Annotated in this window: 21 protein-coding genes; 15 read left to right on the top strand and 6 right to left on the bottom strand. The window is 62.9% G+C overall.

Annotated features, from left to right (window positions below):
• Nucleotides 1-2 precede the first annotated feature (2 nt).
• A complete protein-coding gene (locus tag BJY26_RS07545) occupies nt 3-1,997 on the bottom strand; it encodes a primary-amine oxidase (RefSeq protein WP_179427037.1) in 1,995 nt (664 codons plus the stop codon).
• On the bottom strand, nt 1,994-3,520 hold the full coding sequence (locus BJY26_RS07550; protein WP_179427039.1) for an APC family permease: 1,527 nt from the start codon (nt 3,518-3,520) through the stop codon (nt 1,994-1,996). Before BJY26_RS07550 ends, BJY26_RS07545 begins: the two co-directional genes overlap by 4 nt.
• 130 nt (nt 3,521-3,650) lie before the next feature.
• Between BJY26_RS07550 and BJY26_RS19050 the strand changes: the two genes are divergently transcribed.
• Complete coding sequence (locus BJY26_RS19050; protein ID WP_179427041.1) at nt 3,651-4,265, top strand: TetR/AcrR family transcriptional regulator; 615 nt, start codon at nt 3,651-3,653, stop codon at nt 4,263-4,265.
• A 25-nt stretch (nt 4,266-4,290) separates the two neighbouring features.
• Here BJY26_RS19050 and BJY26_RS07560 read toward each other — a convergent pair whose 3' ends face one another.
• Complete coding sequence (locus BJY26_RS07560) at nt 4,291-5,751, bottom strand: amino acid permease (protein WP_237249055.1); 1,461 nt, start codon at nt 5,749-5,751, stop codon at nt 4,291-4,293.
• Between the two features lie 231 nt (nt 5,752-5,982).
• Between BJY26_RS07560 and BJY26_RS07565 the strand changes: the two genes are divergently transcribed.
• Genes BJY26_RS07565 through BJY26_RS07585 form a run of 5 tightly spaced genes read left to right on the top strand, consistent with a single transcriptional unit; the run spans nt 5,983 to nt 10,441 of the window.
• Nucleotides 5,983-7,326 (top strand): flavin-containing monooxygenase, encoded by a 1,344-nt coding sequence (locus tag BJY26_RS07565; RefSeq protein WP_179429849.1) that lies wholly within the window; start codon nt 5,983-5,985, stop codon nt 7,324-7,326.
• The gene (locus BJY26_RS07570) at nt 7,323-7,745 is read left to right on the top strand and encodes a RidA family protein (protein WP_179427043.1); all 423 of its coding nucleotides are present in this window, start codon (nt 7,323-7,325) and stop codon (nt 7,743-7,745) included. The genes BJY26_RS07565 and BJY26_RS07570 overlap by 4 nt, the downstream gene beginning before the upstream one ends.
• Nucleotides 7,746-7,748: 3 nt before the next feature.
• A complete protein-coding gene (locus tag BJY26_RS07575) occupies nt 7,749-8,417 on the top strand; it encodes a DUF1028 domain-containing protein (RefSeq protein WP_179427045.1) in 669 nt (222 codons plus the stop codon).
• 4 nt (nt 8,418-8,421) lie between these two features.
• Nucleotides 8,422-9,549 carry a M20 family metallopeptidase gene (locus BJY26_RS07580; RefSeq protein ID WP_179427047.1) on the top strand — a complete coding sequence of 376 codons (1,128 nt, stop codon included), beginning with the start codon at nt 8,422-8,424 and terminating at the stop codon, nt 9,547-9,549.
• A gap of 52 nt (nt 9,550-9,601) precedes the next feature.
• Nucleotides 9,602-10,441: a DinB family protein gene (locus BJY26_RS07585; RefSeq protein ID WP_179427049.1), complete on the top strand. Its 840-nt coding sequence runs from the start codon at nt 9,602-9,604 to the stop codon at nt 10,439-10,441.
• Here BJY26_RS07585 and BJY26_RS07590 read toward each other — a convergent pair.
• Nucleotides 10,434-11,750, bottom strand: coding sequence for an MFS transporter (locus BJY26_RS07590; protein WP_179427051.1), 1,317 nt, complete (start codon nt 11,748-11,750; stop codon nt 10,434-10,436). The genes BJY26_RS07585 and BJY26_RS07590 overlap by 8 nt on opposite strands.
• Before the next feature lie 63 nt (nt 11,751-11,813).
• Nucleotides 11,814-12,611: a cyclase family protein gene (locus BJY26_RS07595; RefSeq protein WP_218852322.1), complete on the bottom strand. Its 798-nt coding sequence runs from the start codon at nt 12,609-12,611 to the stop codon at nt 11,814-11,816.
• A gap of 361 nt (nt 12,612-12,972) precedes the next feature.
• On the opposite strand from BJY26_RS07595, the gene BJY26_RS07600 reads away from it, so the two are divergent.
• From BJY26_RS07600 to BJY26_RS07610, 3 genes are all read left to right on the top strand, one after another.
• On the top strand, nt 12,973-14,349 hold the full coding sequence (locus BJY26_RS07600) for an MmgE/PrpD family protein (RefSeq protein WP_179427053.1): 1,377 nt from the start codon (nt 12,973-12,975) through the stop codon (nt 14,347-14,349).
• A 64-nt stretch (nt 14,350-14,413) separates the two neighbouring features.
• The gene (locus tag BJY26_RS07605; protein ID WP_179427055.1) at nt 14,414-15,250 is read left to right on the top strand and encodes a phosphosulfolactate synthase; all 837 of its coding nucleotides are present in this window, start codon (nt 14,414-14,416) and stop codon (nt 15,248-15,250) included.
• Nucleotides 15,251-15,263: 13 nt separating this feature from the next.
• Nucleotides 15,264-16,196 (top strand): carbon-nitrogen hydrolase family protein, encoded by a 933-nt coding sequence (locus BJY26_RS07610; protein ID WP_179427057.1) that lies wholly within the window; start codon nt 15,264-15,266, stop codon nt 16,194-16,196.
• A gap of 22 nt (nt 16,197-16,218) precedes the next feature.
• Here the strand turns inward: BJY26_RS07610 and BJY26_RS07615 are convergent, their stop codons facing one another.
• Nucleotides 16,219-17,118 (bottom strand): LLM class flavin-dependent oxidoreductase, encoded by a 900-nt coding sequence (locus tag BJY26_RS07615; protein WP_179427059.1) that lies wholly within the window; start codon nt 17,116-17,118, stop codon nt 16,219-16,221.
• 159 nt (nt 17,119-17,277) lie between these two features.
• On the opposite strand from BJY26_RS07615, the gene BJY26_RS07620 reads away from it, so the two are divergent.
• The 6 genes from BJY26_RS07620 (at nt 17,278) to BJY26_RS07645 (ending at nt 22,937) form a co-directional block, all read left to right on the top strand.
• The gene (locus tag BJY26_RS07620) at nt 17,278-17,595 is read left to right on the top strand and encodes a DUF3870 domain-containing protein (RefSeq protein WP_179427061.1); all 318 of its coding nucleotides are present in this window, start codon (nt 17,278-17,280) and stop codon (nt 17,593-17,595) included.
• Between the two features lie 160 nt (nt 17,596-17,755).
• Nucleotides 17,756-18,910: a DUF819 family protein gene (locus BJY26_RS07625; protein ID WP_179427063.1), complete on the top strand. Its 1,155-nt coding sequence runs from the start codon at nt 17,756-17,758 to the stop codon at nt 18,908-18,910.
• A complete protein-coding gene (locus BJY26_RS07630; RefSeq protein WP_179427065.1) occupies nt 18,910-20,037 on the top strand; it encodes a dipeptide epimerase in 1,128 nt (375 codons plus the stop codon). The genes BJY26_RS07625 and BJY26_RS07630 overlap by 1 nt, the downstream gene beginning before the upstream one ends.
• The gene (locus BJY26_RS07635; protein ID WP_179427067.1) at nt 20,034-21,089 is read left to right on the top strand and encodes a C40 family peptidase; all 1,056 of its coding nucleotides are present in this window, start codon (nt 20,034-20,036) and stop codon (nt 21,087-21,089) included. Before BJY26_RS07630 ends, BJY26_RS07635 begins: the two co-directional genes overlap by 4 nt.
• Before the next feature lie 25 nt (nt 21,090-21,114).
• Nucleotides 21,115-21,498 (top strand): pyridoxamine 5'-phosphate oxidase family protein, encoded by a 384-nt coding sequence (locus BJY26_RS07640; protein ID WP_179427069.1) that lies wholly within the window; start codon nt 21,115-21,117, stop codon nt 21,496-21,498.
• A 185-nt stretch (nt 21,499-21,683) separates the two neighbouring features.
• Nucleotides 21,684-22,937 (top strand): alpha-hydroxy acid oxidase, encoded by a 1,254-nt coding sequence (locus BJY26_RS07645; RefSeq protein WP_179427077.1) that lies wholly within the window; start codon nt 21,684-21,686, stop codon nt 22,935-22,937.
• Nucleotides 22,938-22,984 lie beyond the last annotated feature (47 nt).

Here is a 22,984-nt window from a genome sequence, read left to right on the forward strand (position 1 = left end):
GATCAGCACTCACATCCTTTGCTGTTTGGTTGCTCGTCTTTCACGTCTTGGTATTCGGAATCGCCCGTGCAGCAGTGCGCCGAGACCGGCCGTGGCACGTCCAGCGTTGGGTTCTGGTCGAAGAAGCCGGACGGTGTGAGCGTGAACCCACACGTATCGACCGGCATGATCGGCCAATCCTCCGGCCGCGGGAAATGCGTCATGCCAAACGAGTGCCACACAACGATGTCCGCGTTGTCGATGTCGCGATCGGCTCCGACCCAGTCGACGATGGTGCCGTTGCCGGGGTTCTGATTGACATACGTGCCGGAGGGGAACCGTTCGGTCTCGTCACACTGTGTGACCCACAGATGCTTGGTCGCGAAAGCTGCTCGCTTCGAGATCGACGAGCCCTGGTCGGCCATCAGGGTCGGCTTTCCTTCCGGACGCAATTCGTAGGCCACCGGTTTGTGGTGAGCATTGAGTTTCCCCGGGTTGACGATCTGCCACACCCGACCGTGCGCGTTGTCGGCGAGCCGGACGCCGTCCGATTCCCGGGCCAGTCTCGTCACCGACTTGGTGAACGCATTTCCGTACGGGTTCCCCGGACCGGTCGACACACGCTCGACATTCACCTCATCGACGGCGTTCGTTGGCCCGTCGACGTTCATGTCGAGTCGTGCCGAAAATAGGTGCTGGTGGTACGGCGCGCCAAGACCTTCGTCCCCGAGCATCGTGGCCCATGGGTTGTCAGTGCCCGCGTCGCCGTAGGCGGCGGTGTATACGACGCCCGTCGCCTTGCATTCGAGTTCAATGGTGCCGTCCAGATAGAGGTACCAGTAAAACCCGTAGTCGTAATTGCCGACTGTGACGAAGAACGAGATCACCATGCGGCGCTGCCGGCGCACGTCGACAGACCTCGTGTAGTCGTCCGTGTGCTTCCACAGGATGCCAGCGTCCTCCTCGTGCATGCAGATTGCATTGGTGATCGTCCGAGCATGGCCGTCGTCGTCGGAAAGTACCGCATCGGCGTAGTGGATCTCGCCGAGGCAATCGCAGCCAAGCTCGAGTGAATTGGCACTCTTGCCGAGGGAGTACTCGCCGGCGTCGAAATAGTTCTGCCAGAAGCGGACTGGACTGGGATCGCCGTACGGCACGACCATTTCGGCGATCGAGGCCCGGTAAATGATCGGTCGGAGCCTCCCGCCGTCATCGAACCCGAGCTGATGCAGCACGAGACCCTCGACGGGGTCGAAACCGAGCCGGACCTGCCACTTCTCCCACGTGAGCACGTCGCCGTCAAGCGTGAAGCTCGCGCCGTCGGGCTGGGTAATCTCGATCGGCTTTTGGGTGGTGCGCGGTGCCGGAAGCCCCTCGTCCAGGTGGAAGTTGAACGTTTGCCCGGGAATCGGCGCGGCATCGGTCTCGACAAGGTGCACGACTTTGCCGGTGTTCAGGTCCAGGTACGCCACCAAACCTTCGATCGGGTGCGCCCAGGCATTGTCGTTCTCATCCAGCTGAAGGAACGACGAGCCTCGAATGAGACGGCGTCCCGATTCGCCAGGAATGTCGAAGCAGCCGGCGCTCAGCGCGCAAATCCGCACCAGCGAGAAGTCGGTGATTCCGCGACGCTCGATTGCGGCACGCCAACCGGCGTCCTGACGGATCATTTCCTCGGCCAGCTCGAATTCCTCGGCGATGATGGGCGGCTGCCCTTCGCCGACGACGTCGACCGTTCTGGCCGACACGACGGCTTCGCCGGTGAGTGACACGACGAGCTCAGTGACTTGGCCGGTGCCGCGCTCGAGCAAGAGCGTTTTCACTTGCCGATCGATATTGGCCGCGTGTGCGAGGATAAGATGTTTGGCAGGCTCGACGAGACTGACCAGAGTAAACCGGGTGTGGTCGGTGACGTATCCGGATCGTGTGAGGATTTCCCGGTTGGCCTCGATTTCGGCTGACGTCAGCCGGGCCAGTGGATGCCGGATGGTTGTCGAGGTCACTGGGGCGGTGTTCATGATGCTCCTTCGTATGGTTCGTTATCGTCCAAGAGCTCGGACGCTTCGGGGTTGGGCTTGTGGGCGCGTATATGCTTGCCGCGGACGTATCCGACGAGTCCCAGAATGATGAGGAACGCGAGGGTACCGAGTGTCAGAATCTCGAAGGGCAGCCGGCCGACGCCCCAATTGTCCTTGAAGTCATAAGACAGGCCGAATAGCGGTTCCAGGGTCCCCGGGAAGACCGTTACCCAGGAGCCGAGCACTACCCAAGCGAAGCAAATGATGCCGAGGATGCGGAATCCCGTGTCGTTCACCGGTGCCCGGAACGGCCGCTCGACGTCCGGATACGCCGTCCGGAGTTTGATTGCCGCCGGGATTATCAGCAGGTAGCTGAGCAGGAACGTTGAGATCGAGATGGACAAAACGACGCCGAAGACCGCTGCCGACGTGCCGGTCAGTTGGATGGCAACGAGCATGAACCCGGTGGCGACGGCGCCTGACAGCAAATTGACGTGGATGGGTGTACCCAGCGTGCGGTGGAACTTTCCGAAGAACCCGCCAAAGAATGAACCGTCGGCGGCGGCCAGTGCCTGCATCCTGTCGCTGATGATCATCCAGGCTGCTCCCTGCGATGCCAGTGCGACCACGAATATGACGGCAGCGATGAACACCATGGCGTTCGCGGCCGGGCCATACACGCCGAATACGGTGCGGACGGCGTCCATGAGTCCGCCGATGCCGGTGATTTTGGTCTTCGGCAGCACTAACAACATGGCGAGGATCGGCAGTAAATAGCAGGCTGCCGCCGTGACGCCGGATCGGAGGATGGACACTGGGATGTCCTTCTTGGGATCCTTCATCTCCCCGGATGCGCTGTTTGTCGACTCAAAACCGAGGTACGCGAAAAGCAGGAGTGGCGTGAGCCCGAGGAACCCCGTCATGGTCGGGCTGAAACTTCCCAGGCTGAGTTGGGCAACGCCGTGCTTGACGGCATAGAGCACCGTCGTGAAGAGAAAGAATGCCAGGAAAACGATCTTCAAGATCGCCCCGAGGCTCGGGATCCATTTGGCGCGGCTCAGCGAGAGTATCGCGGCAATGACGGTGACCCAGATGAACACGATCTTGAACACGTAGTCGGCGACCGAGCCGGCCGGCAGGGGAGAGATGAACTGATCCCACGTGGCCGAAGCCAGAAATGCCATGGATCCGCCGACCCAGACGGGCTGCGTGATCCAACTGAGGATCGAAGCCAGAGCGCCGGCCGGCCGGCCAAATGCCTGCCGGACCCACAAGTATGCGCCGCCTTCGCCGATGAACGTGCTGCCGGTCTCGGCGAAGATGAAGCCGTACGGGACCAAGAACACGACGGCCAGGACGAGGGTCCATGTGAACGTCTCGCTGCCGAACGATGCTGTCTCGGCAAGTGTTTCAATACCGAGGACCGCCGACATGACGAGAAAAACGATGTCGAAACGGCCGAGCGTCTTTTTCAGATTCTTGGTTTGTTCATTTGCCAGGGCTGTTGAATCACCGTCGCTCACCAGTCCCACCTCCTCAACGAGAGTTCTTTGTGGCGTAGCTCATAGAATTGCACGCAACAGCGTCCATGGAAAGGGAAAAATGGACGCTGACCTATGGCATTTTTCGATTGGTTGCATAGATAATTAATTAATGGCCAGACCAAAGAATCAAGGAGCACGGCGCCAGCAATTGATCGGGGCCGCCAAAAGGGCAATTGCGATCCACGGGCTGACCGGGCTGCGGACGAAAGATGTGGCGGCTCAAAGCCAGCTGTCGGCCGGGGCTGTCTCGTATTACTATCCCGATTTGGCCGGCCTCATCCGCGACGTCCATAGTCAGGAACTCGACAGGTTCTACTGGTCGCGGCTGCGTGACGCCGAGTTCGCCGATGATCCGCGCGTCAAGCTGTGCTGCACTATCCGCAGCGGAATTCCCCATGCCGCCGACGACGTGGACTATCAAGTGCTCAACGAAATGCACGTGCAAGCATTTCGCGACCCGTTTCATGCGCGTCTGATGGCGAATCTGTTCGAGCGAGAAGTCTCGTTGTACCTGCCGATCCTCGAATCGGGCGCGGAGCAGGGGCTGTTTACTCTACGCGCGTCCAGTCTGACGATCGCGCGCAACCTCGTGGCGCTCGAGGACGCCTATGGCCTTCATATTCTCGGTGGCACGCCGCTCGGTGCCGATGAGGCGTACAACTTGATTGTCGCCAACGCCGAAAACGCGACAGGTTGCGTGCTCGCCGGTGTTGACGTCCGATGATAATGCGTAATTGTCACGCTTAGGGTCAGACGCGTTCGCCGGGCACGGTGTGGCCGAATTTTCGCCGCACGACGTAGGCGATCAGCACGACGATCAAGCTTGCCACGCTCAGTAGCACCTGGGCGCGCGTCGACGGTAACCAGATCATCAGAATCAGCACGGCCACCATCCAGCCAATCGCGATGTACGACAGGTAGGGAAAGGCCCACATCTTCAGTTTGAGACTGCCGGGGTCCGTCTTTTCGAGACGCCGCCGGAACCGGATCTCGGCTGCCACCAGGATGATGTAGTAGATCAGCATCAAGGCGCCCGACGAACTCAGCAGGAACGCGAATACTTGATCCGGGAAGAAGTAGTTGAAGATGACTGCCACATACCCGCCCATCGTTCCTGCAAGAATTGCCCAAGTCGGCACGCCGCGCTTGTTAACGGTCGTCCACTTTTTCGGGGCGTCATGGAAGCGGCCGAGCGCAAAGAGCGTCCGGGAGGTGATGTACAGGCACGAGTTCAGTGAACTCAACACGGCAGTGATGACGACGATCTCCATGGCGACCGAAGCAAACGGGATACCCATTTGCTTCAGTGCGACGGTGAAAGGGCTCTGGATGCCTTCGCCGGTGAAGTTCGTGCCGTTCCACGGAATGACCAGGACGATCAAGGAGACCGAGGCCACGTAGAAGATCATGACGCGGGTCATCACCTGACGGGTTGCTCGCCCGGCGGACTTCGCCGGCTCCTTCGACTCGGCCGCGGCGATGGTGGCGATTTCCGCGCCACCCATCGAAAACATGATGCTGACGCCGGCGACGACAACGGCAAGCCCGCCATTCGGGAAGAAGCCGCCATGGTGCAGAATATTCGCCGTGCCGGGTGAGACGTCCCAGAGTCCGAGCAAGTAAAGGACACAAATCGCCAGGAAGGCGACTATCGCGACGATCTTGATGGACGCGAACCAGAATTCGGTTTCGCCATACATCTTGACGGAAAACAGGTTGACGCCGGTCATAATGAGCATCAACCCCAGGCAGATCGCCCAACTCGGCACCGATGGCAAGTGGTTGGAGAGGATTCCCGCACCACCGACGGCTTCGACTGCGGCAATGACTACCCAGAAATACCAATAAAGCCAGCCGACGCTGAATCCTGCCCAATTACCCAAGGCCAATCGGGGATATTCGGCAACGGAGCCGGCCGCCGGGCGCGCGACTGCCATTTCTCCGATCGCGCGAATAACCAGGATGATCAGAACACCGGAAAGTAGGTAGCTGAGAATGACGGCCGGGCCGGCCTCGTTGATTGCCGGGCCGGAGCCAACGAAGAGCCCGGCGCCAATGATGCCGCCAAGAGCAATCATCGTCACGTGACGGTTCGACAAGCTGTTCTTCAAATTGCTCGCGTGCGTCTTCTCTTCGGCTGACCGAAGAAGAGTTTTCGTCCGTCCGCTCATCCGACTGTTGTCGCTTGTCAGCATGTCCCGTCGTTTCATGCATTAAGTGTGCTGTGTCACGTCATCTTTCGTAAAACAGATATTTCTGACTTCAGCTATCGGTTAAACTGATACATACCGTCGAGCAACTCGTCTTGATGAGGTATCTAAAAAAGCGATGCTATTTAACATTTTATTCTGATTTACAGGTGTCTTTGAGGGACGTAGCGTGAGCCTCATTAGGAACCCGCTGGCGCACAGGCCGTGCGCAGCATGCCGATTGGAGACTGGATGTCGAATCAAGAGATCGAGGTTTTGATTGTCGGCGCCGGCCAGGCCGGGGTCGCGATGAGTGAACACCTGAGCGCTCGCGGCATACCGCATCTCGTTCTGGAACGTGCGCGGATCGCCGAGCGGTGGCGCTCGGAGCGATGGGACTCGCTGGTCGCTAACGGCCCGGCTTGGCACGACCGGTTCCCGAACATGGAATTCGCAGACGTCGCGCAAGACGGCTTTGCGACGAAGGATCAGATCGCTGAGTACTTGACGGCGTATGCCGAGAAGTTCAAGGCGCCCATTCGTTGCGGCGTCGAGGTGACAAACGTGCGTAAGAACGTCGGCCGCACAGGTTTCCGAGTGGAAACGTCGGAGGGCGTTATCGACGCACGCTACGTCGTGGCTGCGACTGGGCCGTTTCAGCGGCCGCTCGTACCGAACATCGTTCCCGATGCGGCGGTGCGGGAACAGATTCACTCCAGTTCGTATCGCAATCCGTCGCGCCTCCCGGAGGGAAACGTCCTTGTAGTCGGCGCCGGCTCATCGGGTGTCCAAATCGCCGATGAGCTCCAAAAATCCGGCCGACAGGTCTATCTGTCCGTCGGTGCCCACGATCGCCCCCCGCGGCGATATCGTGGACGCGACTTCGTCTGGTGGCTCGGCGTCCTCGGCAAATGGGAGGCCTCGGCTCCTCCCGTCGGCGCAGAACATGTCACGATCGCTGTCAGCGGCGCGAACGGCGGACACACCGTCGACTTTCGCGATCTGGCATCGAACGGCATCGAACTAGTCGGCAGGACGGCCGACTTCGATGCCGGCATTATGCGCTTCGCGCCAAACGTCGGGGAACGCATTGCCCAAGGTGACGCCAACTACCTCTCATTGCTCGACGAGGCCGATGAGTACATTGAACGCAACGGGCTTGATCTGCCGGAGGAACCGGAAGCCCGCGATTTTTTGGCTGACCCGGAATGCATGATGAACCCCGTGCTTGAGGTCGACTTGGAGGACGCCGGCATAACTTCGATCGTCTGGGCGACCGGCTTCGGCGTTGACTACAACTGGCTGGACGTCGACGCATTCGATGACGACGGCAAGCCGCGGCATCAACGCGGCGTGTCGTCCGAACCCGGTGTCTACTTCTTGGGATTGCCGTGGTTGTCACGCCGTGGTTCCAGCTTCATTTGGGGAGTGTGGCACGACGCCAAATATTTGGCCGACCATATAGTCATCCAGCGGGGATACCAAACCTATCGGCCCGAGAATGCGTTGCCGACCGAGAATGCGAATATGCCCGACGAAGTCCACCGCGACACCTGTGAGGTGCTCGCGGGCAAATCTACTGGAGTGGCCCAATGACCAATCACACGCGCATCCGTCCGTTCAACACACGTGATACCTATCCCGAGCAGGATCTCGACAACGACCTCTGCCAGGCGGTCGTGGCCGGCAACACCGTCTACTTGCGCGGACAAATCGGCCAGGATCTCGAAACCAGAGAAAGCGTGGGCGTCGGCGATGCGGAAGCACAGGCCGACAAGGCGATGGCGAATATCAAGATGCTGCTCGACGAAGCGGGAAGTTCACTGGCCGACATCGTGAAAGTCACCGTCTACGTGACCGATATCCGCTATCGCGAGACCGTCTATCGCGTCATGGGCAAATGGCTGAAGGGCGTCTATCCGGTCTCGACGGGCATCATCGTCGATGGCCTGGCCCGGCCGGAATGGGTAGTGGAGATCGATGCCACCGCAGTGATCAGTTCAAAGGAGTCCTAGAGCATGACGTTCTCACTTGTGGCCCGCGACGAATCCGGCGCCATCGGCATGGTCGTCACCTCGTCGTCGCCCTGCGTCGGCGCCCGGTGCATCCACTTACGCTCCGACGTCGGCGGCGTCGCATCGCAAAACATCACCGACCCGCGGTTTGGCGACATCATCCTTGATTCCCTTGCGTCCGGGGACGATGCGACACAGGCATTGGAGAAACTGCTCTCACATGATTCAACCGTCGCCTACCGACAGATCACGGTCGTCGATGCGGCGGGCCGAACGGCGGCCCACTCCGGCGAGCACACGCTCGGCCGAAATCGCGTAGTGACGTCGGACGGCGTTGTGGCCGCGGGCAACCTGCTGTCGAACGACTCGGTACCCAGCCGCATGCTCGAGGCGTATGAATCGACTGCGGGCGATTTGGAATACCGCCTCCTGGCCGCGCTCGCGGCAGGCGAAAAGGCGGGCGGCGAAGAAGGCGACATAGCCTCCTGTGGCCTGTCCGTCGTCCGTGAAGCCGGATGGCGGGTGACAGACCTGCGTATCGACTGGCACCCGAAACCGATCGAGGCGCTCGGTGAGTTGCTCGACGTCTGGATGCCGCAACGAGATGACTACGTCACGCGCGGCATCCACCCCGAGCTCGCGCCGTCCTACGGCGTGCCCGGTGACGAGTGAACCCATGAGTGACTTCAAGGAGGCGGCTCGCGAATCAATTGACTCGCGAGCCCGAGCCCTGATCGAGTTATCCCAGCGTCTGCACGACAGCCCCGAGATCGGTTGGCACGAGTTCGACTCGAGCCGAGACGTTGCCGAAGTCCTCGCGGGCATGGGGTTTGGCATCGAACGCGGGTATCTGGGATTGCCCACGGCACTACGCGCCACCTACGGAGCCGGGCCGTTTCGCATCGGACTGATGGCCGAATACGATGCTTTGCCGGGGCTGGGACACGCATGCGGACACAATCTGATTACGGCGATGTCGGTGGGTGCGGCCTACGCGTTGGCGCAGGTCGCCGATGCCGCAGGCCTGACGGTCGAGGTCTACGGGACGCCGGCCGAAGAAGGCGGCGGGGGAAAGATCGAGATGCTCGAGCGCGGGGCGTTTGCGGGGTTGGATTTGGCCATGATGGCACATCCCGCGCCGGTCGACGTGGCCGAAGCGCGGCCATTCGCCGTCGCGCATTCGCATATCGAGTACGTGGGAAAGGCTGCTCACGCCGCGGCGTTCCCAACTCTGGGGATTAACGCGGCCGATGCTTTCACCATCGCGCAAACGTCAATCGCCTTGCTGCGGCAACAGCTGCCGCCCACCGTGCGCGTGCACGGAGTGATGACGAATGCCGGTGAGGCGCCGAACGCCATTCCGGAAAGAACCGAGGGTCGTTGGTACGTGCGGGCTGCAAGCCTGGCAGAGCTGGACGACGTGCAAGAGCGCGTCGAGAAATGCTTCCATGCCGGAGCGCTTGCTACCGGGTGCGAACTGACCATCACCCCGGAAAGCAAGCCGTATGCGGAATTCCGGACGGACCGGGCGGCTCTGGACTTCTACCGTGCGAACGCCGAGACCCTGGGTCGGAAGCTGGAAAGTGAGGGCCCCGCCACGCAGATGGCCACTGCCTCGACCGACATGGGAAACGTCTCGCAGATCGTGCCGGCCATTCATCCCTACATTGGCGTCGACTCATTCCCGGTGTTGAACCACCAAAAAGAGTTCGCCGACCACTGCATCGGCCTCGTTGCCGAGAAAGCGTTGCTCGATGGGGCAACAGCCTTGGCCTGGACCGCCTTGGACATGGCATCGGCGTGATGTCCTGCCGCGCGGCTAGACTACGGCACAACCTGCTCATCGAGGAGAAGTCATGACAAAGTTCGCCGGGGCCGACGATCTTCGCGCTGCCGAGTTCGTCCACACGAGCCTTCGCGGTGCCCGGTTCACCGGAGTCGATCTGTCCGAAGCCGTGATACGCGAAGCGGACTTGTGCAAGGTGCGGATGCGCGCCGTCGACGTCCGCGATTCCGAGATCGATGCCCCGTGGCTGTTCGAGGCCGAGAACTACCTGCTCGTCAATGGCGTGGACGTCGTTCCATTGGTTGACGCCGAGCTGAACCGGCGCTTTCCCGGTCGCGTGGAACGGCATGCCGACGACCCGGCAGGCTTGCGTTCGGCGTGGTCCGCGCTCGAACGCACCTGGTCGGCCACCCTTGAGCGGGTTCAAACGATGCCGACGGGCACTGTCGATATTTCGATCGACGGCGAGTGGTCATTTGCGCAAACTCTGCGGCATCTGATCATGGCGACCGATACGTGGCTGGGACGGGCCATTCTCGAAAAAGACCAGCCGTACCACCCGATCGGTCAGCCGGATTCCAGCTACGAGGACGACGGTCGGTCACCCTTTCAAACGGAGCGTCCGACATACTCCGATGTGCTCGATGTGCGGGCGGGTCGAGTCGCAATGATGCGCGACTTCCTCGCCGCCGCCACTGCCGACGAGCTGGCTGCTCCTCGAAAGAACCCGCACGCGCCGGAACATGAGGAAACGGTGCTGTCGTGCCTGCACACGATCCTCGAGGAGGAGTGGGAGCACCATCGCTATGCGGTTCGCGATCTCGACGCGATCGACGTGCGGACAGGCGTGCGGACAGGCGCGCGGATCGCCGCATCGGAACGACGCCGTAGGCCGGACGACGTCAGGTAGCGATCTCTTCCAGCTCCTGCCCGGGCTTGATGTTCGGAAGCCAGAACGTCGCAATGCCCTGCCCGCATCCCAAGACCACTCCGATCACGATCCAGGTGACCGTCAGGTTCGTCGTTGACGACAGCACCGTCCAGAACAGGCTGCCGAGCATCAGTCCACCCACGAACATGGCGCCCATCCATCCGATGGCGATGGCCCGCACCCGGGTGGGGAAGCTTTCTCCTTGATAGGCGTAGCCGGCACCCGACCAGGTTCCGTTCGTCGCTTGGTAGATGAGGAAGAAGACGATGGCCACCCAGACGTAGTTCATGATCAGTAACAGAGCGAGGTTCAGCGGGCCGACGAGTACTCCTGAGATGACAAGCACATTGCGGCGTCCGAATTTCTCGCCGAGTACCCCGCCAAGCAGATAGAAGAAGAAACCGATGCCGCCGCAAAAGAGCAGCAGGACTGCGGCTTGGTCCGACGTCCAGCCCTTTTCCGCCGTCAGCCAGTACGCGATGTAGAGGTTTGTGGCGACGTACGACGTCGCATAAAAAAGCCAGGTGACCGTGAGCCTGGTGAGAACCGAGCGGACGGGGCCGGGCGTGGCAAAGAGCTGCCGGACGGACCCCTTCTTCAGATCGTCGGCGTTCATGGGACGCTCCGCGCTCAAGCGCGCGACTTCCGGCTGATCGTTTGCCGCCACCGCCTTCCGCATGGCTTTCAGGTGGAGGTAGCGCTCCGATTCGCGGACCTTGTATCGGCCGATTGCCACCAGGACGAGCGGAATGACTCCGAAGAGATAGACGGTCCGCCAGCCAAGCCCGCCGACGAGGAGGTACAGGCCGGATGCCATGAAGACACCGATCGGCCATCCGCCTTGGACAATGGAATACAAGAACCCGCGATGCTTCGACGGAACCTGCTCATTGACCAGAGTGATCGAGACGGCGAGCTCGGCTTGAGCGAACCCGGAGGCCAATGCGCGGACGAGTGCAAGCTGCCAGAACTCCTGAACGAAGTACGTCAACCCGGTGAAAAGGGCGGCCATGATGAGGCAGAACATCCACATCCATTTGCGGCCTTTGCGATCCATGCCCCAGCCGACGAATAATGCGATGACGAATTCAGCCCCGAAGACGATGAATCCCAGGACGCCCAAGATGCCGGAAGACAGGTTGAAGTCGTCGGCGATGGCCGGCATCGTCAGCGTCAACAGGTTGGAATCGTATGAGGCGAGCGACCATCCGAGTACGGCGATGATCACCAGGTAGATCGTGTAGCGGCGGTCTTTTTCCTCTTGCGTAGCGAGCGAGCGGTCGGACATAGCGGCCTTTCAGTTAATTCTTTCGTCGCCGCTGCATCGCGGCGCCGTCGATTACCTGCCCGGTCAGAGCCAGGCGAATGCGCGGCCCGGCGCACCGGTACCGCGTGCAACTTTCAGCGGAGCGAAGCAGAACATGGCTCCGCGGACGGGAAGTTCTTTCAAATTTCCCAATGCCTCGATATAGGCCACCCTGGCCGCGAGACCCAGATGGTGCACGCCGGCGCCGTCATGGGACGAACCCATGCTGGCGCCGTCCGTCCCAACACATCGGACGCCGCGATCCATCAACAAGCGGATCGCTTCTTCGTCCGGGGCCGGCCATCCCGGCCCCTTCCGCGTGACGAGCGGGTCGTGGCAATAGGCGAAGCCATTGGGGCCGGCGACATAGTGCTTGTCCCAATTTGTCCGAAATAGGACGACGTCATTCGGCTCGATCGCTCCGTTCTCGGTCTCCCATGCCGTCAGGAAGTCCGCGGTGATCATCGGCGAGATACCTGGGCCGGCCCCCGGAAGATCCTCCGGGATGTCGACGACGACGGCAGGACCCATGAGTTGGTCGAGGGGGATCTGCTCAACAGTGACTGAGCCGACGTCGGCCGCGTGCGGCAATCCGGTATCCGGCTCCGGGATGAAATGTGCCGGAGCATCCACGTGAGTTCCGGTGTGCTCGTCGATGAGCAGCCAGCGCGTTTGATAGGGGCCGGTCGCGCTTTTCAACGGCGAGGCCTGACTGTCGACGTTTGCGAAGTAATTGAACGTCTTCTGCTGATACGGCATGTGCTTGGCCCAGGCAGCAGGCAACTCTTCGGCAAGGAGCAACGTCAGATCAATGATCCGGCGTGGTCGGGCGGTTTCCGCCATGATGCATCGTGCCTTTCGTGATGAAGTGCCCAGTCCGCACTTCTCCTCGATCCTGAAGTGCACGGGAGAGACCACGTAATATTTCCTATATGATGGCGAATTTGCCGCCGTCCGTCAATACCTTAATTTTTTGCTCGGCTCGGCCGGCGCATCGCGTCTCGCTCTCGCATCGGCCGCAAAACGCGGCGCGGCGTCGAGAACGCGAAGTCATGACGGCGCGGGCTATACGGGGTGCCGCGTTTTGCGGGGAGAAAGACTTTCAAAAAGTATCTTGATATCAAGATAAATTGTGGGATACTAGAGGTAAGGCATACCTAAGAGGTGATGCTGCAGGCGGACTTTGCTCCGAAAGGGGAACGACATGACCGAAGTACACGAGTTGGCTGCTTTCGTAGACGAGGCACAATTCGAATCCATCAGCCCCGAAGCGCTCGAACAGCTGAAGATCCGGGTGCTCGACACCATTGGAGTGGCGATCGGCGCGCTGGACGCCGAGCCGATGACGGCGATCCGCGGCCTCATGGACGATCTGGGCGGCACCGAGATGGCCACACTGATCGGCGGCGGACGCACCACTCCCGAACGCGCAGCATTCTTCAACAGCGCTCTCAGCAGATATCTCGATTTCATGGACGCGTACCTGGCGGCAGGGGAGACGGGACATCCGTCCGACAACCTCGGTGCCGTGCTCGCCGCTGCCGAGACCGCCAACGCATCCGGCGCGGAATTCCTCACTGCGCTCGCCGTGGCCTATCAGGTGCAAACGCGGCTGTCGGATGTCGCTCCGGTTCGCGCCAAAGGATTCGACCACACCACGCAGGGCGCTTTCGCTGCAGCCGCATCGGCGGCCAAGGCCTTCGGCCTGTCTGCGGAACAGACCGCGAACGCCATCGCGATGGCCGGCACGGCCAACGTCGCACTACGAGTGACGCGCACCGGCAATCTTTCTCATTGGAAGGGCCTGGCCTACCCGCACGTGTCCAAGGAGGGCACCTTTGCCGCAATGCTGGCATCCCGCGGAATCACCGGGCCGGAAGAGGTCTTCGAGGGAAACAAGGGCTTCAAGGACTCCGTTGCCGGCGACTTCGACATCGACTGGTCCGCCGAGAACCTGGAAAGCGTCCTGCGCACCATCATCAAAAAACACAACGCCGAGATCCACTCGCAATCGGCGCTCGACGCAGCACTCGACATCCGGGCGCAAGACGGATTCGACGCGGCCGAGATCGAATCGATCAAGCTCACGACCTTCGATGTGGCCTACTCCATCATCGGCGGCGGCGAAGAAGGCGACAAACGCACCGTCCGCACGAAGGAAGAAGCCGACCACTCGCTGCCGTGGATGCTCGCCGTCACGCTGCTCGACGGGCGGCTCGGTCCCGAACAATACGCGCACGAGCGCGTCGTCGCAGCCGATGTCCAACAGCTCATGACGCGCGTGACAATCGCGCCGGACGACGCATATTCGGCTCGCTTCCCGAACGAGATGCCCGCCGAGCTCGAGATCGTCCTGCGCGACGGCACCCGCTTTCACGCCGAACGCGCCGCCTATGACGGCTTTCACTCGCAGCCGCTCGATTGGGAGGGCGCCCGCGCCAAGTTCGATGCTGTCACGGCGCCGTTCGCGTCAGAGCAATTGCGCGATGAGATCGCCGACATCATCCATCGACTCGACCGGGAACCCGTCACGGCGCTCACTGCAGCGCTCGCCAGGGTCAGCCGGACACGCAACGCTTGATGGCCACCCGCCATCGCCCCCAGTGATGGCCGCCGGCCATCGCACAAGAAAAAGGAGACAGATCATGTCCAACGAAATTCCGTATGACGTTTCGTTCAACTTCATTCCGCGGGCACACCGCCCTGCCAAACCGCGCACCCGCGGCATCACCGAAATCCGCGCGCCGTATTACAGCACCTTCGGTACCCGGCACCTCGAGGACGTCTTCGACGTCGCCGGCCAGTGGGTCGACGGCATCAAGTGGGCGGGCGGCTCGTTCGCCCTGTTGCCGAGCGAACAGGTTCGCGCGTTCAGCGATATCGCCCACAAGAACGACGCCTATGTCTCGTCCGGCGGCTGGATCGAAACGATCCTGCGCTACGGCGACGACGCGGTCGACCACTACCTGAAGGAGGCCAAGGAATCCGGATTCGACGTCATCGAGATCTCGACCGGGTTCATCATGCTGCCGACGTCGGGCCTGGTCCGGCTCGTCGAGAAGGTCACGAAGGCCGGTTTGAAGGCCAAGCCCGAGCTGGGCATCCAAATCGGCTCCGGCGGCGATTCCGGCGAGGCCGAGCTCGCGGCCGAAAGCAAGAAGGACATCGGCGACCTCGTCGATCGGGCACAGAAATGCCTGGACGCCGGCGCCTCGATCGTGATGATCGAGTCCGAGGGCATCACCGAGAACGTCACCGAGTGGAACACCGGAGCCGCCGCCTCGATCATCAACGGCGTCGGCCTGGAAAACGTGATGTTCGAAGCCGCCGACGGTCCCGTCTTCGAGTGGTACATCAAGAACTACGGCAACGAGGTCAACCTCTTCGTCGACCACAGTCAGATCCTGCAACTCGAGGGCCTGCGCCAGAACATCTGGGGCAATAAGAGCACGTGGGGCAGGGTCATCAACCCGGCCGCCTGACACAATGAGTTCTATGACTCGTGTGACGGTTGCAGCGGTTCAAGCCGGATCGGTCCTCTTCGACACCCCGGCCACACTCCTCAAGGCGGAGCGGCTGATCCGCGAGGCCGCTGCAACCGGCGCCACGCTCGTCGTCCTCCCCGAAGCCTTTCTCGGCGGCTATCCGAAGGGGCTGGACTTCGGTATCACGGTCGGCGGGCGAGCGCCGGAGGGCCGAGACGTGTTCCGGCGGTACGCTCAGTCGGCCGTCCGGCTCCCCGGACCGGAAACCGACCATCTCGCCGAACTCAGCACCGAATTGGGTGTCATGATCGTGGGCGGCGTGATCGAGCGCGACGGCGGCACGTTGTATTGCACCGCCGTCTTCATCGCTCCGGGTCGCGGACTTGTCGCAAAGCACCGCAAACTCATGCCGACCGCCGCCGAACGTTATCTCTGGGGGCAAGGCGACGGGTCCACGCTGCCGGCCGTGCCCTGCGACGCCGGCGTGTTGGGAGCGGCCATCTGCTGGGAGAACTACATGCCGTTGCTTCGGCAGACCATGTACTCCAAAGGCGTCGAGATCTGGTGCGCTCCAACTGTCGACGAACGCGAGCAATGGCAGTCCACAATGCGCCACATCGCCCTCGAAGGCCGATGCTTCGTGATCGCTGCGTGCCAGTTCCTCACCAGGGACGGCATGCCGGACGACGTGCATCCGGTGCAGGGCGACGAACCCGGCACGGTGCTGATCAGCGGCGGCTCCGTGATCATCTCACCGCTGGGAGAGGTGCTGGCCGGGCCCGAACGCGGCGGGGAAACAGTGCTCACGGCCGAACTCGATCTCGACGATCTGGACAGGTCGAAGTTCGACTTCGATGCCGCCGGCCACTACGCCCGTCCCGACGTCTTTACCCTCACCGTCGACGAATCGCCGAAGCACCCGGTCGCCCGGCACGACCGTTAAGCCGTTTTGCCTGCGTCCGCAGTCAGTTCCGGACGACGTCGCGCGCCACCCTCTCCATTTGCTCGGCCGGCTCCACCATCGGGTGGACGATGATGTGGGTGACGCCTAGCGATTCGAGCCATTCGACGTGCTCGCCGATCCGTGCGGCGCTGCCGACGACCGGGATCGTCGCGGCGAGATCGGCATTGCCGTAGTGGCTGCCGAAAAATTCGCGGACCCGCTCGGCGACGTCCGGCGTCTCGTCGCCCACATGCAGATACACGCGTTTGGCAATCGTGAAATCATCAGCCGTGCGCCCGTGAGCGTCAAGTAGCGGCAGCAGTGTGTGCAACGACTCCTCGAACGATTCGGGGGAGGCCGAGCCGGCCCCGATCCATCCGTTGCCAAGGCGCGCGGCACGGTCCAATGCCGGCCGCGCCCGCGCGCCGAACCAGATCGGCGGATGCGGCACCCGCACCGGACGGACCGGGACGCGGACGTCGTCCAGCGTCCACCAGCGATTGGCGAACGTGACCCGGTCCTCGGTCCACAGCCGTTTCACCAACGCGATGCCGTCTTCGAACCGGGCTGCGCGGTGCGCCGGGTCCAATCCGTAACTTGGGTACTCGGCAGTGCCGTTGCCGATGCCGACGCCCGCGATCAGTCTGCCCGCGCTCAGCCGGTCGATCGACGCCAGATCGCCCGCCAGCTGCATCGGCGTACGCCGATTCGTGATCAGGACCGCGGTGCCGAGCCGCGCCCGCGTGGTGACGGCGGCCGCGAAACTCAGCGTGGCCAGCGGATCGACGGCGCTCACACCGCTGCTTTCGGACACCCACAGGCCATCGAATCCGAGCGACTCGGCGGTCTCGAGGTATTCGCGCAGCGTCATCGACTCCAGCTCGCCGACGTCTTGCGGGACTGCGATGCCGAATTCAGTCATGGGCTCCTCCACCGGAAAGCCGTCGGTTGAGCCGGGCGGTGCCGGACTTGCGGCCAACGGTTGTCGCCAATCGTACTTCCTTTCACACGCAGCTCGGGCCGGTCGGCGCCGTCCGCTCGGACTCTTGACCGCTCATAGCGGGCTGATAGTCTGCTTTCTGTGTCCACGTCGGTACTCGTCACGGGCGAAGCGAAAGCACCGGCCAACAATCCGATCACCAATAAGTTCGGGTTGTTCTACGTGGCTTTCGTCATCGACACGGACACGCACCTGATCCAGGATGCCGAATGCTCGGCGACGTTGGCTTTGACGAACCGGTTCGTCAAGAGCTTGTTCGTGGGAGAGCGCATCACGGAGGAAGGTCGACTGCAAGAACGCGTCGCGTCCCGGTACCACGGTTCGTCGCAGCGTGCACTTGCCGCGGCGCTGCACGGCGCCGTCGCCAAGTACCGCGGCATCGCCGAAGCACCGGAATAGCGGCCGTGCGCGCATCAGTAGCCGACATCATCTGATTGCCTGGTCCCTCACCGGACGAGACCCAGTCGGAAACAGACCTCGGGGCACGACGCCCCTGCCTGTTTCCGGCTTTTTTCTTGTTTGGCGCGTGATCGGCACCTGAATCTCAAGGGAGACATTCATGATCACCTCCGGGTACGCCTTCGTCGGCGTATTACTGGGCCTGGCCGCCCTCATCGTCTGGTTTGAAAAACGCAAGGCCTGGAAGTTATTCAAATACGTTCCGGGATTCGTGCTGCTGTACATCGGCGCAGCACTGCTCAACACGTTTGGCGCCTTCGGCGACTCGAAAGAGATCGAGAACGTCGGCGGCAGCATCCGGGACCTGCTGCTGCCGGCCATGATTTTGTTGTTCTTGTTCAAATGCGACTTGCGCAAAATCGTGAAGCTCGGCCCCAAGCTGCTCATCACCTTCTTCATGACCACCGTCAGTATGATCGTGGCGTTCACCGCGGTCTTCTTCGTCTTCCAAGGACTCGTCGGCGACGAAGCCTGGAAGGGCGTGGGCGCGCTTTCGGCCTCGTGGACGGGCGGCTCGGCCAATATGGTCGCCGTCCAGGGCATCCTGCACGCGCCGCAGGACATTTTCGGTTACGTCCTCATCGTCGACACGCTGATGTACTCGATTTGGCTGCTGATCATGTTCGGCTCGGTGGCGTGGTCCGACAAGTTCAACCGCTGGACCAAGGCGGACGTCACCTATCTGAACGCTCACACCGGGTCGGAGGCCGGCGAGGCGGACAAGCCGATGGATCTGGCGTCGCTGCTCTCGCTGATCGGCTTCTCGATTATGATCTCGGCCGCCGCGACCTGGATCGGCACGATGCTGCCCGATATCGGCATCGTCATCAATTCGACCACCTGGACGATCTTAATAGTCAGCGTGCTCGGTCTCGTCCTGGCCACGACTCCGATCGGCAAGACCGCCGGTTCGGCGGACGTCGCGCAAATCATGCTCTACATGATCATCGGGATCATCGCCTCCGGGTCCGATTTCACCTCGATCGCCGATGCCCCGGCATACCTGTTGATCGGAGCCCTCGTGCTTGTCGTTCACGCAGGGCTCATGACGATCTACGCGAAATTGACGAAGACCGAACTGTTCAGCCTGGCCGTGGCCAGCACGGCACACGTCGGCGGCGTCGCCTCGGCGCCCGTCGTGGCCGGCGCGTTCAACCGCCAGCTCGTGCCGGTCGGCGTCCTGTTCGCCCTCATCGGCGCGTTCATGGGCACAATCGTCGGCCTGTTGATCGCCCAGATCCTGGCGGTGATCTGATGCCCGTGGCACGCATCCGCACCCATGTCGAAGCGGCTGCGCTCACCCGACCGTTCATCACATCCAGGCGCCGGGTCGATACCGTGGCAACCGTCGTGGTCGAGGTCGAACTCGCCGACGGCACGGTGGGGATCGGCGCCGCTTCGGAGAACCCGGCGGTCACGGGCGAGACGGTGGACTCCATCACGGCGCTCGTCACGGGGCAAATCGCGGACGCCGTCACGGGGTCGCCGGCGTCGCTGGCGGACCTGGCGCGCGCCGTCGGGGCATCGGCGGTCGGTAACGCCTCAGCCAAGGCGGCTGTCGACATGGCCATTCACGACGCGCACGCCCGCGCGCTCGGCGTCCCGCTCACCACGTTGCTGGGTGGCGACGTCCGCGCCGCAATGGCGGGCGACATGACCGTCAGCCTCGACGAGCCCGACGTGATGGCCCGGCACGCGGCCGACGCCGCGGAGTCCGGATTCACCTGCATCAAGGTCAAGCTCGGCAACGACACCGCCCGTGACCTCGACCGGCTGCGAGCGGTGTGCGACGCGGCGCCGCACGCCCGGCTGCGCTTGGACGCAAACCAGGGATGGAACGCAAAGGACGCGGTGAGAGTGATCCGCCGAATCGAGGACGCCGACCTACCCGTCGACTTGGTCGAGCAGCCCGTGCCCAAATGGGATCTCGACGGGCTCGCGGCGGTCACGCGCGCCGCCGGGCTGCCCATCATGGCGGATGAGTCCCTTGCGAGCCCGCACGATGCGTTCGAACTGGCCCGTCGCGGCGCTGCGGACTTGTTCAACATCAAGCTCGCCAAGTGCGGCGGCATCCGGCAGGCACTGCAGATCGCGGATATCGCCGAAGCCGCCGGAATCGAATGCATGGTCGGCGCCATGATGGAACCTCGGATCGCCATCACTGCCGCCGCCCACGTCGCGGCGGCACATCCCAACATCACCGTGATCGACCTCGACTCGGCCGACTGGTTTGCCGACTCCGGCACCGGCGGAAGCGTCACCGTCGACGGGGTTCTGCACCTCTGCGGCGGCCCCGGTCTCGGCATCGACCCCGCCCGCAACGCCGACAACGGACACCAAACACCCCGGCCCCACTCCCGCACCGAAAGGAAAGAACAATGAAGTCACGCTTTCGCTCCCGCACCGTGATCGGCGCCGCATTGGTCACCGCGCTGCTTCTGCCGGTTGGGGCTACGACCGCGGCCGCCCAATCGCCGAAGACCGCCGGAGCACACGGCGGAATCGAAGCCGGCGACACTGCATTCGTCGACGTGTCGGTGGCGACTCTGTGGGTGGGGCCGCGCATGACCCGGTCGATCGACAAACCGTCGACGACCAATCCGGTCGACCTGGACGCGTGGAACCGGTCCATGGAGGATACGCAAACCCGCCGTTGGTTGACCGGAAAACTCGAAACCCAGGCGTCGTACGGCGCAAAGGTCACGGTACTGGGAATCGACGGCTCGTGGGCCCACGTTGCCGTGGCCGGCCAAAAAACGCCGCGGAACGACCGCGGCTACCCCGGCTGGGTGCCGGTCCGCCAGCTGGTGAAGAACGACGCATTTTCCGAACGGGTCAAGACGAGCGATCGCGCCGTCGTGACGGCCAAGAAGACCTGGCTGACGAAGAAGGCGTCCGGCGAGCACCGCATGGTGCGGATCGGCTTCAACACGAAGCTGCCGGTGCTCGACCGGGAAAGCAGTGCCGTCCGCGTGGCCACGCCCGACGGGAAGAAAGCGTGGGTGGACTCCGACTCCGTCGCGGTCTACGCGCCCGGTCAACAGCCGCCCGCGCCCACGGGCGCCGATCTCGTGCGCACCGGCAAGAAGTTTCTCGGCTTGCGATATCTCTGGGCCGGAGTCTCCGCATGGGGGTTCGACTGCTCGGGCTTCACGTCGTCGATCTATCGCGCGCACGGAATCGCCATTCCGCGCGATGCCGGCGCCCAGGCCGAGGCGGCGAACGGCAGGCCCGTCGACAAAAACCACCTGAAGCCCGGCGATCTGCTCTTCTTCGCCCAGCCCGGCGGCACCGGGGCGGTGCACCACGTCGGCATGTACATCGGCGGCGGCCGGATGATCCACGCCCCGAATGCGTCGACCCGGGTGCAGATCGTCGATTGGCGGCAGTGGGACACCTCGAACGAATTTGCCGGCGCTCAGCGATTCCTCTAAACGATTTCGTGCCTACTATCGAGACATGGATGATGTGCAGCGGGTCGACAGTCTGCAAGATGCGGTTGTCGATTACGGGTTCGCGTACCTCTTGACTGTCGGCGACGACGGCCGGCCGCACGCGGTGGCGGTCACCCCGCGGCTTGCCGACGGGCACCTCCAGGTCGACGACGTCGGGTCTCGGAGCTTGCGCAATCTGGCGGCGCGTCCCGACGTGTCGTTCGTGTGGCCGCCGCGGGCCGTCGACGAGTATTCGTTGATCGCGGACGGCGTTGCAGCGGTCGGCGACGGCGGAGCGATAGTCGTGGCCCCGAGCCGGGCGGTCCTGCATCGGCCCGGCCGCGCGCCGCAAGTCGATCCGCCCGGCGAAGGATGCGCCTCGGACTGCCGCGAGCTGCGGCTGGCCTGATGGCGCAGACCGTTTGAGTGCGTTTGCTCGACGCGTGCGGGGTAGTTTGTCCCCCGTGGGGCTGCAATTACAGCACCACGAGGGACAAACCACCCCGGAGGCCGGCCGTCCGGGAGGACTGTCTCCGGCGTCGCCTATAGGATATTGTTCCAAGAGATGATCCGTAGACCGTCGAAAGGAACACGATGCGTAGCGCGCCTCGCGGGAATGCCGCCACCGAACTGGTCAAGATGCTCATTGCCGGAGGAGTGTCCGTCGATTCGCTCGCGGCCGCCCCGACAATTGCCGACATTCGGCTGCTGGCGCGGCGGCGACTGCCTCGGATGGCCTTCGACTTCGTCGACGGGGGAGCCGACGCCGAGAACACGTTGCGCGCCAATGTGGCCGACTTGGCAAAGGTGACGTTCGACCCGCGCTCGCTGGTCGACGTGTCGACCGGCGACCTGTCGACGACAGTGACCGGCGAACGGATGCCGATGCCGCTACTGCTCGGGCCCGCGGGCTCCGTGCGGATTTTCGGCGGCGACGGCGAACTTTCGGCAGTGCGGGCCGCAGGCAAGGCCGGACTGACCTACACGATCAGCACGGCGTCCAGCTGGTCGATTGAAGAAATCGCCGCCGAAGCAACGGGACCGCTCTGGTTCCAGCTCTACATGTGGCGCAGCCCGGACATCGTTCGGAACCTGGTGAAACGCGCGGCCGACGTCGGGTGCACGGCGCTCGTCGTCACAATCGACGTTCCGGTCAACGGTAAGCGCGCCCGCGATCAGCGCAACGGCATGTCGATTCCGCCGCAGGTCACGCTCCGCAACGCGGCAGGAGCCATTCGCCACCCCGCCTGGCTGGCCAGCCTGTTGCGCGGCCCCGCCATCGGATTCCGTAACCTCCAGGGAATCGCCGAGGGGTCAAGTGCCATGTCCCATCAGGAATACATCAACACCGAGCTCGTCAATCTCTCCGCCACCTGGGACGACATTGCGTGGTTGCGCCGCGAATGGGACGGGCCGCTCTTCGTCAAGGGCGTGATGAGCCTGGACGACGCCGAACAAGCTGCGCGCGTCGGGGCCGACGGCATCTTCGTCAGCAACCACGGCGGACGGCAACTCGACAGTTTGCCGAGCTCGATCAGCGTGTTGCCGCGCATGGTCGATTCCTTCGGCGACCGCCTCAGTATCATCTTCGACGGCGGCGTCCGCAGCGGCGGCGACGTACTCAAGGCCAAGGCCATCGGTGCGGACGCTGCAGCCCTCGGCCGTAGCTGGGTCTGGGGAGCCGCCGCTGCGGGGGAGCGCGGCGTCGAACGCGTCATCGACATCTACCGGTCCGAATTGCGCGAGACGATGATCTTGCTCGGCAAGACGTCGGTCGACCAGATCGACAGGTCGGTGGTCCATTTCCCGTCCGAATGGAGCGGCGGCCGGGCCGGCGTCCGCAGCTGACGGGCCGCCCTACCGGCCGGCGCCGGCGGCAGGCCCGCCGACGCCGT

Origin of the sequence: Spelaeicoccus albus (genome assembly GCF_013409065.1) — a bacterium.
Taxonomy (GTDB): domain Bacteria; phylum Actinomycetota; class Actinomycetes; order Actinomycetales; family Brevibacteriaceae; genus Spelaeicoccus; species Spelaeicoccus albus.

Excerpts from the sequence above, each read along its gene's own strand:
- BJY26_RS07545 (WP_179427037.1), bottom strand. The coding sequence starts at position 1,997 with ATGAACACCGCCCCAGTGACCTCGACAACCATCCGGCATCCACTGGCC.
- BJY26_RS19050 (WP_179427041.1), top strand. The coding sequence starts at position 3,651 with ATGGCCAGACCAAAGAATCAAGGAGCACGGCGCCAGCAATTGATCGGG.
- BJY26_RS07560 (WP_237249055.1), bottom strand. The coding sequence starts at position 5,751 with ATGAAACGACGGGACATGCTGACAAGCGACAACAGTCGGATGAGCGGA.
- BJY26_RS07565 (WP_179429849.1), top strand. The coding sequence starts at position 5,983 with ATGTCGAATCAAGAGATCGAGGTTTTGATTGTCGGCGCCGGCCAGGCC.
- BJY26_RS07570 (WP_179427043.1), top strand. The coding sequence starts at position 7,323 with ATGACCAATCACACGCGCATCCGTCCGTTCAACACACGTGATACCTAT.
- BJY26_RS07575 (WP_179427045.1), top strand. The coding sequence starts at position 7,749 with ATGACGTTCTCACTTGTGGCCCGCGACGAATCCGGCGCCATCGGCATG.
- BJY26_RS07580 (WP_179427047.1), top strand. The coding sequence starts at position 8,422 with ATGAGTGACTTCAAGGAGGCGGCTCGCGAATCAATTGACTCGCGAGCC.
- BJY26_RS07585 (WP_179427049.1), top strand. The coding sequence starts at position 9,602 with ATGACAAAGTTCGCCGGGGCCGACGATCTTCGCGCTGCCGAGTTCGTC.
- BJY26_RS07590 (WP_179427051.1), bottom strand. The coding sequence starts at position 11,750 with ATGTCCGACCGCTCGCTCGCTACGCAAGAGGAAAAAGACCGCCGCTAC.
- BJY26_RS07595 (WP_218852322.1), bottom strand. The coding sequence starts at position 12,611 with ATGGCGGAAACCGCCCGACCACGCCGGATCATTGATCTGACGTTGCTC.
- BJY26_RS07600 (WP_179427053.1), top strand. The coding sequence starts at position 12,973 with ATGACCGAAGTACACGAGTTGGCTGCTTTCGTAGACGAGGCACAATTC.
- BJY26_RS07605 (WP_179427055.1), top strand. The coding sequence starts at position 14,414 with ATGTCCAACGAAATTCCGTATGACGTTTCGTTCAACTTCATTCCGCGG.
- BJY26_RS07610 (WP_179427057.1), top strand. The coding sequence starts at position 15,264 with ATGACTCGTGTGACGGTTGCAGCGGTTCAAGCCGGATCGGTCCTCTTC.
- BJY26_RS07615 (WP_179427059.1), bottom strand. The coding sequence starts at position 17,118 with ATGACTGAATTCGGCATCGCAGTCCCGCAAGACGTCGGCGAGCTGGAG.
- BJY26_RS07625 (WP_179427063.1), top strand. The coding sequence starts at position 17,756 with ATGATCACCTCCGGGTACGCCTTCGTCGGCGTATTACTGGGCCTGGCC.
- BJY26_RS07630 (WP_179427065.1), top strand. The coding sequence starts at position 18,910 with ATGCCCGTGGCACGCATCCGCACCCATGTCGAAGCGGCTGCGCTCACC.
- BJY26_RS07635 (WP_179427067.1), top strand. The coding sequence starts at position 20,034 with ATGAAGTCACGCTTTCGCTCCCGCACCGTGATCGGCGCCGCATTGGTC.
- BJY26_RS07640 (WP_179427069.1), top strand. The coding sequence starts at position 21,115 with ATGGATGATGTGCAGCGGGTCGACAGTCTGCAAGATGCGGTTGTCGAT.
- BJY26_RS07645 (WP_179427077.1), top strand. The coding sequence starts at position 21,684 with ATGCGTAGCGCGCCTCGCGGGAATGCCGCCACCGAACTGGTCAAGATG.